6 protein-coding genes, 1 tRNA gene and 3 rRNA genes are annotated in these 14134 nt (G+C 35.7%); 8 read left to right on the forward strand and 2 right to left on the reverse strand.

Translation table 11 applies throughout. The features are described 5' to 3' along the window. Window positions 1–34: 34 nt before the first annotated feature. Window positions 35–598, reverse strand: coding sequence for a 5-formyltetrahydrofolate cyclo-ligase (locus KXZ80_RS01280; protein WP_021434180.1), 564 nt, complete (start codon window positions 596–598; stop codon window positions 35–37). A 161-nt stretch (window positions 599–759) separates the two neighbouring features. Here KXZ80_RS01280 and KXZ80_RS01285 point away from each other — a divergent pair, with 161 nt between their 5' ends. After that, complete coding sequence (locus KXZ80_RS01285; protein ID WP_021434179.1) at window positions 760–1881, forward strand: S41 family peptidase; 1122 nt, start codon at window positions 760–762, stop codon at window positions 1879–1881. Between the two features lie 79 nt (window positions 1882–1960). Here KXZ80_RS01285 and KXZ80_RS01290 read toward each other — a convergent pair whose 3' ends face one another. Then, entirely contained in the window at window positions 1961–2836 is an 876-nt protein-coding gene (locus KXZ80_RS01290; RefSeq protein ID WP_021434178.1) for an aldose 1-epimerase family protein, read from the reverse strand. A gap of 265 nt (window positions 2837–3101) precedes the next feature. On the opposite strand from KXZ80_RS01290, the gene KXZ80_RS01295 reads away from it, so the two are divergent. The 7 genes from KXZ80_RS01295 (at window position 3102) to uvrA (ending at window position 14113) form a co-directional block, all read left to right on the forward strand. Continuing rightward, window positions 3102–4603 (forward strand): 16S ribosomal RNA (locus tag KXZ80_RS01295). A gap of 58 nt (window positions 4604–4661) precedes the next feature. Next, window positions 4662–4737: transfer RNA gene (locus KXZ80_RS01300), tRNA-Ala, on the forward strand. A gap of 156 nt (window positions 4738–4893) precedes the next feature. Next, window positions 4894–7808: ribosomal RNA gene (locus KXZ80_RS01305) — 23S ribosomal RNA — on the forward strand. A 60-nt stretch (window positions 7809–7868) separates the two neighbouring features. Further along, a 5S ribosomal RNA gene (gene rrf, locus KXZ80_RS01310) occupies window positions 7869–7985 on the forward strand. The 16S, 23S and 5S rRNA genes sit together here with 1 tRNA gene alongside, the layout of an rRNA operon. 511 nt (window positions 7986–8496) lie before the next feature. Continuing rightward, the gene (locus KXZ80_RS01315) at window positions 8497–8913 is read left to right on the forward strand and encodes an acyl-CoA thioesterase (protein WP_021434177.1); all 417 of its coding nucleotides are present in this window, start codon (window positions 8497–8499) and stop codon (window positions 8911–8913) included. Between the two features lie 368 nt (window positions 8914–9281). Then, entirely contained in the window at window positions 9282–11249 is a 1968-nt protein-coding gene (gene uvrB, locus KXZ80_RS01320) for an excinuclease ABC subunit UvrB (protein ID WP_021434176.1), read from the forward strand. A 35-nt stretch (window positions 11250–11284) separates the two neighbouring features. Further along, window positions 11285–14113 carry an excinuclease ABC subunit UvrA gene (uvrA, locus tag KXZ80_RS01325; protein ID WP_021434175.1) on the forward strand — a complete coding sequence of 943 codons (2829 nt, stop codon included), beginning with the start codon at window positions 11285–11287 and terminating at the stop codon, window positions 14111–14113. Window positions 14114–14134: the final 21 nt, after the last annotated feature.

The raw sequence follows: 14134 nt of genomic DNA on the forward strand, positions 1-14134 counted from the left end.
GAGTAAAGACAATACTTTACTCTATTTAATATTTTTATTTTAAAATTCTTTCTTCTGTCACAATGTAATTTAGTTTAGCATCATGACTTTCTTTTGGTATAGAATCGAAAATTTGAAATTCAAAAGCTATGCCTATGGTTATACTATCAGGTCTCAGTTTTTCTATAAATCTATCATAGAAGCCACCTCCATAGCCTAATCTAAATTTATTTATATCAAAGGCAACTGCAGGTACTATTAAAACATCTATTGATTCGATATCTGTTACTCTTATAAATTCTTTTTTAGGTTCTCTTATGCCATAGGTTCCTATTGAAACTTCTGTATTTATATTTTTGATTTGTGAAGGTACAAGAGTTTTGTTTTCTTTTACGGCAATAGGTACTAATACTTTTTTACCTAAAGAGATTAATGAGTTTACTAGGTTATCAGTTTTTACTTCGTTATTAAAATCTAAATAAACCATTATAGTAGAGGCTTTTTTTACATCCTCTAGTGATAAAATTATATCGGAAATTTTTTTAGATTTACAAATTATAGATTGAGGAGATTGTTTTTTTCTAAGTTCTATAACTTTTTTTCTAAAATCTTTTTTCAATTAAATCACCTTTCTTTAATGTGGTATAATATGGTATAAAAACTTCCTAATAAGAAGTTTAGTATTAAAATACGATAACATCAACTGAAAGACATGCAGTAATAAAAATAATATGAAGGCATATAATAATATAGTATATTATGTAAAAGGAGATGCATAAAATGATATCCAAAAAAAGGGCTATAATATACTCTGTTATAATTGTAATCGCTACGGCATTAATAACATCTCAAGTAGTAGGTTTCAAGTATAAGGGGTATGATAAAATTGCTGGTTTAAAAAGAACGATAGATAAAGATTTTTATAAGGACCCTGATAATGAAAAATTGATGACAGGATCTATAAAAGGGATGTTTGAAAGCTTGGATGATCCATACTCACAATACTACACAAAAGAAGAGTTTGAAAAGTTACAAGAACAAACATCAGGTAGTTATGTAGGAATAGGGGTAGTTATAGGTCCAACATCTGATGATGAATTAATAACTGTTGTATCTCCTATAGAAGGATCTCCTGCTGAAAAAAGTGGAATAAAATCAGGAGATAAAATAATTAAAGTTAATGGAAAAGAAGTTACTTCTAAAGATATGGATAAGGCAATGAGTCTTATAAAAGGAAAAGCAGGAACAGATGTTAAGTTAACTATAAAAAGAGGTAGTGAAGTATTAGATATAAATGTTAAAAGAGAAGAAATAGTAATGAAAACTATAGATTCTAAAGTTTTAGAAAATGATATTGGATACATAAAAATTTCGTCATTTGATGAACATACTTATGATGACTTTAAAAAGGCTCTAAATAATTTAAATAAAAAAGGCATAAAAGGTCTAGTGTTAGATTTACGAGATAATCCAGGAGGGTTATTAAATATATGTGATGATATAGCAGATGAAATATTACCAGAGGGAGATACTATAGTGTCTGTTAAAGATAATAGTGGTAAAGCTAAGTATTTAAAATCTGATAATAATAGAGAATTAGATTTACCGATAGCTTTACTTATAAACGGAGGTAGTGCATCTGCATCTGAAATACTTACAGGAGCTATAGTTGATAACAATAGAGGGATAGCTATAGGGACAACTACATTTGGTAAAGGATTAGTTCAAACTGTAAGAGGTTTAAATGATGGAACAGGTTATAAACTTACTACAGCTCAGTATTATACTCCGAGTGGAGACTATATAAATAAAAAGGGCATAAAGCCTAAAATAGAAGAAAAAGATGAAAATAAGCAACTTCAAGTTGCTATAGATTGGATGAATAATCAAATAAATAAATAAAAAAAATTAAAAGGACTGAGGCAAATTAATTCACTTTAGGTGAAATTAGATTGCCTCAGTCTTTTATTGTTATTATAAACTATGAATTTATATTTATTGAATAAGAAGCTTCGAAAGTTTTATTTGGAGATAATTGGTTTATTCCTAATTTATTTTTGAAAATTTTATTAGAATCTAAACAGTCGGCTATTCCAAACCAAGGCTCTATACATACAAAAGGTGCTATTGTATTATCTTCTTTGTTATAAGGAGACCAAACTCCAACGAATGGAAAATTATCAAACTTTACATGTATGGATGTAGAACTATTCTTAGAGGATATACTAATTTCATCTACATTATCATATATTAGAGCGTCATTTTTAAAAATTTCTGGATGTAATTTAATTGATTTTAAACTATCAACTTTTGATTTTTTACAAACAAAAGGTCCTTGCAATAAATAGTTAGATACTTCATTTCTAGTTTTAAAGTTTAAGTAGTAATTGTCAATAGTAGTATCTTTGTCAAATGGAACATTAAAAGCTGGGTGAGCACCTATTGAAAAAAATATATCATTACAATCTGTATTTACAACTTTCCAGCAAACTTTAATTTCAGTTTCGGTGATTATGTATTTAATGAATAATTCAAAATCATAAGGATAGTACTTTTTAGTTTCATTATTAGAATCTAGTTTATATGTTAAAGAGTCTTGATCCTTTTCTATTAAATTAAAATCAAAATCTCTAGCAAATCCGTGTTGATTCATATTGTATTTTTTTTCATCTATAATAGTTTCATTATCTTTTAGTCTTCCTACAATAGGAAATAGAATAGGAGAATATCTTCCCCAAAACTTTTTGTTTCCATCCCATAAAAATTCTTTATTAAGTGTTTTAGAGTATATTCGACTTAGTTCAGCACCTGTATTTTTAACTTCAATAATTAAATCATTATTTTCAAGTTTATTCATTTTTAAAACTCCTTTATTTAATATTCTTTTATTCACGCTTTCATTATATAATAAAAAATAATTAAATAAAAAATAAAATAAATAAAAAAAGTATTGACGAAAGATAAAAGAGGTGATAAAGTATAACTTGTAGAAAAAAATGTAAGAACTTTGAAAATTAAACAGTAGGTTAATTATATAAATTCTTTTTTAAAGAATTAAACACAAACAACCAAGCCAGATATTCAGATAATGATTAGCTGAGCGATGGACAACTTTTTAAATTATATTTGAGAGTTTGATCCTGGCTCAGGATGAACGCTGGCGGCGTGCCTAACACATGCAAGTCGAGCGATCTCTTCGGAGAGAGCGGCGGACGGGTGAGTAACGCGTGGGTAACCTGCCCTGTACACACGGATAACATACCGAAAGGTATACTAATACGGGATAACATATGAAAGTCGCATGGCTTTTATATCAAAGCTCCGGCGGTACAGGATGGACCCGCGTCTGATTAGCTAGTTGGTAAGGTAATGGCTTACCAAGGCAACGATCAGTAGCCGACCTGAGAGGGTGATCGGCCACACTGGAACTGAGACACGGTCCAGACTCCTACGGGAGGCAGCAGTGGGGAATATTGCACAATGGGCGAAAGCCTGATGCAGCAACGCCGCGTGAGCGATGAAGGCCTTCGGGTCGTAAAGCTCTGTCCTCAAGGAAGATAATGACGGTACTTGAGGAGGAAGCCCCGGCTAACTACGTGCCAGCAGCCGCGGTAATACGTAGGGGGCTAGCGTTATCCGGAATTACTGGGCGTAAAGGGTGCGTAGGTGGTTTTTTAAGTCAGAAGTGAAAGGCTACGGCTCAACCGTAGTAAGCTTTTGAAACTAGAGAACTTGAGTGCAGGAGAGGAGAGTAGAATTCCTAGTGTAGCGGTGAAATGCGTAGATATTAGGAGGAATACCAGTAGCGAAGGCGGCTCTCTGGACTGTAACTGACACTGAGGCACGAAAGCGTGGGGAGCAAACAGGATTAGATACCCTGGTAGTCCACGCCGTAAACGATGAGTACTAGGTGTCGGGGGTTACCCCCCTCGGTGCCGCAGCTAACGCATTAAGTACTCCGCCTGGGAAGTACGCTCGCAAGAGTGAAACTCAAAGGAATTGACGGGGACCCGCACAAGTAGCGGAGCATGTGGTTTAATTCGAAGCAACGCGAAGAACCTTACCTAAGCTTGACATCCCACTGACCTCTCCCTAATCGGAGATTTCCCTTCGGGGACAGTGGTGACAGGTGGTGCATGGTTGTCGTCAGCTCGTGTCGTGAGATGTTGGGTTAAGTCCCGCAACGAGCGCAACCCTTGCCTTTAGTTGCCAGCATTAAGTTGGGCACTCTAGAGGGACTGCCGAGGATAACTCGGAGGAAGGTGGGGATGACGTCAAATCATCATGCCCCTTATGCTTAGGGCTACACACGTGCTACAATGGGTGGTACAGAGGGTTGCCAAGCCGCGAGGTGGAGCTAATCCCTTAAAGCCATTCTCAGTTCGGATTGTAGGCTGAAACTCGCCTACATGAAGCTGGAGTTACTAGTAATCGCAGATCAGAATGCTGCGGTGAATGCGTTCCCGGGTCTTGTACACACCGCCCGTCACACCATGGAAGTTGGGGGCGCCCGAAGCCGGTTAGCTAACCTTTTAGGAAGCGGCCGTCGAAGGTGAAACCAATGACTGGGGTGAAGTCGTAACAAGGTAGCCGTATCGGAAGGTGCGGCTGGATCACCTCCTTTCTAAGGAGTAATTACCTACTGTTTAATTTTGAGAGTTCTTAAATGAACTTTATATTGTGGGGGTGTAGCTCAGCTGGGAGAGCACTTGCCTTGCACGCAAGGGGTCAGGAGTTCGATCCTCCTCATCTCCACCATATTAGTACTTTGAGCAACGGGATATGAGCTATATTAGCGAATAGACGTTGGCGACGTACTTTAGTACTTTGAAAACTGCATAACATTTAGTGATGATTAAATAAACCAATTATAAGAGAAGAAAACTCTTTAAAAAAATAACACTTTTAATAACTGGTCAAGTTATTAAGGGCGCAGGGCGGATGCCTTGGCACTAAGAGCCGATGAAGGACGCGATAAGCTGCGATAAGCTTCGGGGAGTTGCACGTAAACTTTGATCCGAAGATTTCCGAATGAGGAAACTCACTTAGAGTAATGTCTAAGTATCATTAAGTGAATACATAGCTTAGTGAGGGGAACCCGGGGAACTGAAACATCTAAGTACCCGGAGGAAAAGAAAGAAATTCGATTCCGTAAGTAGCGGCGAGCGAACGCGGAATAGCCCAAACCAGTGAAGTTTTCTTCGCTGGGGTTGCGGACACATCATCAACAAAGAGGTATCGTAAACGAAGAGAGTTGGAAAGCTCCGCTATAAAGTGTAATAGCCACGTAGTTGAAACGAGAAGACTTTAGATGTGATCCAGAGTACCACGGGACACGTGAAACCCTGTGGGAAGCAGGAGGGACCATCCTCCAAGGCTAAATACTACTTAGTGACCGATAGCGCATAGTACCGTGAGGGAAAGGTGAAAAGAACCCCGGGAGGGGAGTGAAATAGAACCTGAAACCCTGCGCTTACAAGCTGTGGAAGCACTTTATATGTGTGACCGCGTACTTTTTGTAGAACGGGCCAACGAGTTACGATAGTAAGCTAGGTTAAGTACTTAAGGTATGGAGCCGTAGTGAAAGCGAGTCTTAAATGGGCGTTAAGTTTGCTGTCGTAGACCCGAAACCGAGCGACCTATCCATGAGCAGGATGAAGCGAAAGTAAAATTTCGTGGAGGTCCGAACCCACGAGCGTTGAAAAGCTCGGGGATGACTTGTGGATAGCGGTGAAATTCCAATCGAGCTCGGAGATAGCTGGTTCTCCCCGAAATAGCTTTAGGGCTAGCCTCAAGGTTGAGAAATACGGAGGTAGAGCACTGAATATCCTAGGGGGCATTGCGCTTACCGAAGATTATCAAACTCCGAATGCCGTTATTTTATACTTGGGAGTCAGACTGTGGGTAATAAGATTCATAGTCGAGAGGGCAACAGCCCAGATCGTCAGCTAAGGTCCCTAAATGTAAGTTAAGTGGTAAAGGATGTGGGATTGCATAGACAACCAGGATGTTGGCTTAGAAGCAGCCACTCATTTAAAGAGTGCGTAATAGCTCACTGGTCGAGTGATCCTGCGCCGAAGATTACCGGGGCTAAAACTTACTACCGAAGCTACGATATCATTTATGATAGGTAGGGGAGCTTCCTATGCAGGCTGAAGCATGACCGTAAGGACGTGTGGACAGTATAGGAGTGAGAATGTTGGCATGAGTAGCGAGACGTGGGTGAGAATCCCACGGGCCGTAAACCCAAGGTTTCCAGGGGAAGGTTCGTCCGCCCTGGGTTAGTCGGGACCTAAGCCGAGGCCGAAAGGCGTAGGTGATGGACAACAGGTTGAGATTCCTGTACCACCGATAATCGTTTGAGAGATGGAATGACACAGTAGGATAAGCTAACCACACTGTTGGTTATGTGTGGCTAAGTACTGAGGCAGTCAAGGCAGGCAAATCCGCCATGATAATGCTGGGGTACGATGGGGAGCGAAATTAAGTAGCGAAGTAGCTGATTTCACACTGTCGAGAAAAGTTTCTATCGAGATTAAAGGTGCCCGTACCGCAAACCGACACAGGTGGGTGAGGAGAGTATCCTAAGGCCAGCGAGAGAACTGTTGTTAAGGAACTCGGCAAAATGACCCCGTAACTTAGGGAGAAGGGGTGCCACGTTAGGGTTAACGCCCGAGGTGGCCGCAGAGAATAGGCCCAAGCGACTGTTTACCAAAAACACAGGTTTCTGCTAAGTCGCAAGACGATGTATAGGAGCTGACGCCTGCCCGGTGCTGGAAGGTTAAGGGGATCTGTTAGGATTTATCCGAAGCAGTGAACTTAAGCCCCAGTAAACGGCGGCCGTAACTATAACGGTCCTAAGGTAGCGAAATTCCTTGTCGGGTAAGTTCCGACCCGCACGAAAGGCGTAACGATTTGGGCACTGTCTCAACAACAGACTCGGTGAAATTGTAATCCCGGTGAAGATGCCGGGTACCTGCGACAGGACGGAAAGACCCCATGGAGCTTTACTGTAGCTTGACATTGAATTTTGGTGCTACATGTACAGGATAGGTGGGAGGCTATGAAATCGGGACGCCAGTCTCGGTGGAGCTATCCTTGGGATACCACCCTTGTAGTACTGAGATTCTAACCAGATACCTTGAATCAGGTATTGGGACACTGTCAGGTGGGCAGTTTGACTGGGGCGGTCGCCTCCCAAAGAGTAACGGAGGCGCTCAAAGGTTCTCTCAGCACGGTCGGAAATCGTGCGTAGAGTGTAAAGGCAGAAGAGAGCTTGATTGCAAGACATACAGGTCGAGCAAGGACGAAAGTCGGACTTAGTGATCCGGTGGTTCCGCATGGAAGGGCCATCGCTCAACGGATAAAAGCTACCCTGGGGATAACAGGCTTATCTCCCCCAAGAGTCCACATCGACGGGGAGGTTTGGCACCTCGATGTCGGCTCATCACATCCTGGGGCTGTAGTAGGTCCCAAGGGTTGGGCTGTTCGCCCATTAAAGTGGTACGCGAGCTGGGTTCAGAACGTCGTGAGACAGTTCGGTCCCTATCCGTCGCAGGCGTAGGAAATTTGAGGAGACCTGTCCTTAGTACGAGAGGACCGGGATGGACGTACCTCTGGTGTACCAGTTGTTCTGCCAAGGGCATGGCTGGGTAGCTATGTACGGAATGGATAAGCGCTGAAAGCATCTAAGCGCGAAGCCAACTTCAAGATAAGATTTCCCACCGTAAGGGTAAGATCCCAGGAAGACTACCTGGTTGATAGGTCGGAGGTGTAAGTGCAGCAATGTATGTAGCTTACCGATACTAATAGATCGAGGACTTGACCAAGATTATTTAATCTTACAAATGTTATTCAGTTTTTAGAGTACTAACTCTAAATAAAGATTATGCGGTTATTACAGCAAAGAGGATACACCTGTTCCCATTCCGAACACAGAAGTTAAGCTCTTTAGCGCCGATGGTACTTGGTGGGAAGCTGCCTGGGAGAGTAGGACGTAGCCGCGTAATCTTTTTTATTTTACGTGGATTTATGTTGTGGTTAGTATTAAGTTACATTTGAAGTCATAAAGCTGAGTAGATGCTTTAAAATGACTTCTACATTGTAACTTAATACTAACCACTTTTTGTTGTATAAAATATAAAAAGATTACACTTGTACAAAATAGTATTAAATAATAAGAAAAGATGCTTTGAATGACCTCGGCGTTCCAAACTAAACTTTAACCACTTTTTGATGTGTAAAATAAAGAAGAATTACGCTTAAATAAAAATAAATAAAAAATTTTTGAAATAATGTATATAAATCTTAGAATGGGACATTATATAAGTATAAATAAATACTCAATCTCCCCCATTTAAGAGGTCTCTATCCCCCATAGAGGCCTCATTTTTTATAGATATTTGTAAAAAAAATTTAACAAAAAACATGTTGTATATTGCTATTTTTACGTATAGTATAATTAGTATATAAGAAAAGTCTTATACATTAACTAACATATGCCAGGGGGGTATTTATATGGAGTTTTACGATACACATAGACTTGTTAAAAGTGAAGATTTAAATCACCATGGGACATTATTTGCAGGAAGGATGACAGAGTGGTTTGTTGAGAGTTGTTTTGTAACAGTAGCAAGTGAATATGGACATCCTGAAAATTTAGTTTGTTTAAAAGTACATGAAGTCAAATTTACAAAACCTATAAAAAAAGGTGATATTATAAAAATAAAATCAGCAATTGTATATGCTGGGAAAACAAGTTTGACTGTTTATGGAAAAGTTATTAGAGATGGAAGTATTATTGTTGAAGGATTTTTAACTTTTGTATGTGTAGATGAAAATGGAGCTAAGATGCCTCATAATATAGTACTAGAAGAACCAACGAACGAGGAAGATATAAAGATTTTAGAACAAGTTAAAAATTTAAGAAAATGATTTACATAAATAAAAAGAGATATCTTTGTATAAAGATATCTCTTTTCATTTATGTAAATTTTAGTTAATGAAAATTCATTTATAACCTATAAAATAGTGCATATTTTTATTTAAAAAGATTTTTTAACAATGAAGAAATTTGCTTAGATAATGGGCAAATTAGTTTATAGAGTATATATTTAAAACTTTAAATTTAGGAATTTTAAGCAATTTTTATAAGAGCCATTTCAAATGAAGTAAATTTTTAAATAAAAATATTTAAAATACTTTAAATAAGAGAATATTAATATAGAGTGAAAAAAATTAAAAACCTATGTTATAATTAAGATATTATAATGTGAACTAATGTTCGGTTAGGAGTGGATATTGTGGAATTTAAAATTCAATCGGAATATAAGCCTACAGGTGATCAACCTGAAGCTATAGATAAAATTACAGATGCTTTAAACAGAAATGAAAAGTTTAATACATTACTTGGAGTTACGGGATCAGGAAAGACTTTTACCATGGCTAATATAATAAAAAATGTAAATAAGCCTACTTTAATAATAGCTCATAATAAAACTTTAGCAGCACAACTTTATAGTGAGTTTAAGGAATTTTTTCCAGAAAATGCAGTTGAGTACTTTGTAAGTTACTATGATTATTATCAACCTGAGGCTTATGTAGCACATAGTGATACGTATATAGAAAAAGATGCAAGTATAAATGATGAGATAGATAAATTACGACATTCAGCAACTGCTGCAGTTTTAGAAAGAAGAGATTGTATAATAATTTCTTCTGTATCATGTATATATGGATTAGGGGATCCAGAAGATTATAAAAAACTTATGGTTTCTTTAAGACCAGGTATGGAGAAAGATAGAGATGAAATCATAAAAAAATTAATAGATATACAATATGAAAGAAATGATGTTAATTTCACACGTGGAACTTTTAGAGTTAGAGGTGATATTCTAGAGATATTCCCAGCTAATACAGATGAAAGAGCTATTAGAATAGAATTTTTTGGAGATGAAATAGATAGAATAACAGAAATAGACTATTTAACAGGAAAACTTGTAGGACTTAGAAATCATGTAGTTATATTCCCGGCATCTCACTATGTTACAACACCAGAAAGAATAGATAAAGCAATAATTGATATTCAAAAAGAATTAAAAGATAGAGTAGATTATTTTAAAGAAAATGATAAATTGGTTGAAGCGCAAAGAATAGACCAACGAACTAGATATGATATAGAAATGTTAAAAGAGATAGGATTCTGCCAGGGGATAGAAAATTACTCTAGACATATAACAGGAAGAGAACCGGGAGAAAAACCATATACATTAATGGATTTCTTCCCAGATGACTTTTTAATCATAGTTGATGAATCTCACGTAACAGTTCCACAAGTAAGAGGTATGTATGCAGGTGATAGATCAAGAAAATCGTCTCTTATAGATAATGGTTTTAGATTACCTTCAGCTTATGATAATAGACCTTTAAACTTTAGTGAATTTGAGGATAATATAAATCAAATACTATTTGTAACTGCAACTCCAGGACCTTATGAAATAGAACATTCAACTACAATAGCAGAACAAATAATAAGACCTACTGGACTTTTAGATCCAATAATTGAAGTAAGACCTATAAATAATCAAATTGATAATTTAGTTGGAGAAATAAACTCTATTACAGAAAAAGGAGAAAGAGTTCTTATAACTACTTTAACTAAAAAGATGAGTGAGGATTTAACTAATTATCTTAAAGATATAGGGATTAAAGTTAAGTACTTACATTCAGACATAGATACATTAGAAAGAATAGAAATAATAAGGGATTTAAGATTAGGTAAATTTGACGTATTAGTGGGTATAAACTTATTAAGAGAAGGTTTAGATATACCAGAAGTTTCGCTAGTTGCAATACTAGATGCCGATAAAGAAGGTTTCCTAAGATCAGAAACTTCTCTTATACAAACTATAGGTAGAGCAGCTAGAAATTCAAATGGAAGAGTTATAATGTATGCAGATAAGATAACTAGATCTATGCAAAGTGCTATAGAAGAGACAAAGAGAAGAAGAGAAATACAGATGCATTATAATGAGGTTAATAATATAGTTCCTACAACAATTCAAAAAGGAATAAGAAAAGGAATAGAAGCAACAGTTGTTGCAGATGAAGAAGCGGTTTATGGAGATATAAATGAAAATAATGAAGATAGTATAAGAGAATCAATAGAAGATCTTAAAGTAGAAATGATGGAAGCTGCACAAAATCTTCAATTTGAGAGAGCAGCACAATTAAGAGATAAGATAAAAGAATTAGAAGATAAATTAAATTAATTACTTATAAAGTTGAGTATGAAAGGAAAAAGTATATGAATGATAAAATTATAATAAAAGGAGCTAAAGAGCATAATTTAAAAAATGTAGATTTAACTTTGCCTAGAGATAAATTTATTGTTTTCACTGGTCTTTCAGGATCGGGAAAATCATCTTTAGCTTTTGACACTATATATGCAGAAGGACAAAGAAGATACGTAGAGAGTCTATCTGCATATGCTAGACAATTCCTAGGTCAAATGGAAAAGCCTAATGTAGAGTATATTGAAGGATTATCACCAGCTATATCAATAGATCAGAAAACAACATCAAAAAACCCTCGTTCTACAGTAGGTACAGTAACAGAAATATATGATTATTTAAGATTGTTATTTGCAAGAGTCGGCGAAGTATATTGTCCAACATGTGGGAAAAAGATAAGTCAAATGACAGTACAAGAAATAGTAGATAAGATGATGGATTTCCCAGAAAGAACTAAGTTACAAATATTGTCACCTGTGGTTAGAGGTCAAAAGGGAACGCATAAGAAAGTTATTGAAAACATAAAAAAAGAGGGATTTGTAAGATTAAGAGTAGATGGAACTAATTATGAAGTTACAGATGAAATAGATTTAAATAAAAACCAAAAACATAATATAGAGGTAGTAGTTGATAGAATTGTAATGAAAGATGGTATAGAAAATAGATTAGCAGATTCTATAGAAACAGCTGTAAAATTATCTGAAGGTTTAGTTATAGCTCAAATAATAGATGGAGAAGAAATTCTTTATTCAACTAAATTTGCATGTCCAGAACATGGTATAGGGATAGAAGAGTTATCTCCTAGAATGTTCTCTTTCAACAGTCCTTTTGGAGCTTGTGATACATGTAATGGATTAGGTGAGAGTAAAGAGGTTGATCCAGATCTAGTAGTTCCAAATAAAGAACTTTCTATAAAACAAGGGGCTATAGCTGCTTGGGGCTCAGTTGGAACTAATGATGATACTTACTATAGTAAAATGGTAAAGAGTTTAGCTGAAAAATTTAATGTGGATTTATCTACACCATTTAAAGATTTACCTGAAGAATTTGTTCAAGAGTTACTTTACGGACATGATAATGTTATGGTTGAATTTGTATATGAATCAAAGTATGGAGGAAATAGATTATACAAAGCTCCATTTGAAGGTGTAATAGTAAACTTAGAGAGAAGATATAGAGAAACAAACTCAGAACATTCTAGAGAAAAAATAGAAGAGTTTATGGGAGAAAGACCTTGTCCTAAGTGTAAAGGAAATAGATTAAGAAAAGAAGTTTTATCTGTATTAGTAGATAATAAAAATATAATGGAAGTAACTGATTACTCAGTTAATGAGCTTATAGAATATATTGAAAATATAAACCTAACAGATAAGCAAAAGTTCATAGCTCATGAGATTTTAAAGGAAATAAAAGCTAGAGCATCATTCTTAAGAGATGTTGGACTAGATTATTTAAACTTATCCAGAAAAGCTGGTACATTATCAGGAGGAGAAGCTCAACGTATTAGATTAGCGACACAAATTGGTTCAGCTCTTGTAGGAGTGTTATATGTTTTAGATGAGCCTAGTATAGGATTACACCAAAGAGATAATGACAGATTAATAAAAACTTTAAGACATTTAACTGATATAGGAAATACTCTTATAGTTGTAGAGCATGATGAAGATACAATGAGGGAAGCTGATTATATAGTAGATATAGGTCCAGGAGCAGGAGTTCATGGTGGAGAAATAGTAGCAGAAGGAAATCTTGATGAAATACTTAGAAATCCTAATTCATTAACAGGACAATATTTAAGTGGTAAAAAGGTTATACCAATACCTGAAACTACAAGAGAAGGAAATGGGAATTTCATAGAGGTAGTTAAAGCATCAGAAAATAATTTAAAAAATATAAATGCTAAAATTCCATTAGGAAAGTTTACTTGTATTACAGGTGTATCTGGATCAGGAAAAAGTACATTAATTAATGATATTTTATATAAAGGGATAGCTACAAAAGTTAATAGATTAAGAGACAAGCCAGGTAAACATAAAGAGATAAAAGGAATAGAAAATATAGATAAAATAATAAACATAGATCAAAGTCCAATAGGAAGAACTCCGCGTTCAAATCCTGCAACTTATACAGGTGTATTTGATTTAATAAGAGATTTATTTGCATCAACTAATGAAGCTAAAGCTAGAGGATATCAAAAAGGAAGATTCAGTTTTAATGTTAAAGGTGGAAGATGTGAAGCTTGTAAAGGTGATGGGATAATAAAAATAGAAATGCATTTTTTACCGGATGTTTATGTTCCTTGTGAAATATGTAAGGGAGAAAGATACAACAGAGAAACTCTTCAGGTTAAATATAAAGATAAAACAATATCAGATGTTTTAGATATGAATGTTGAAGAAGCTTCAGCTTTCTTTGAGAACATACCAACAATAAAAAGAAAACTAGATACTCTTATGGATGTTGGGCTTTCATATATAAAATTAGGACAACCATCGACTCAATTATCAGGAGGAGAAGCTCAACGTATTAAACTAGCAACAGAGTTAAGTAAAAGAGCTACAGGAAAGACTTTATATATATTAGATGAGCCAACGACAGGACTTCATATGGCTGATGTAGATAAATTAATAACTGTACTGCAAAGGCTAGCAGATACAGGAAACACTATAGTTGTTATAGAACATAATTTAGATGTTATAAAAACATGTGATTATATAATAGATCTTGGACCAGAAGGTGGAGATAAGGGTGGAAAAATAATTGCAACAGGAACACCAGAAGAAGTTTCTAAAAAGCCAGGTTCATATACAGGATTATTCTTAAAAAAATACTTTGAGAAATAAAAAAAGGAGATGTCTTAAATT

This window comes from Paraclostridium bifermentans, from assembly GCF_019916025.1.
GTDB classification, from domain to species: Bacteria; Bacillota; Clostridia; order Peptostreptococcales; family Peptostreptococcaceae; genus Paraclostridium; species Paraclostridium bifermentans.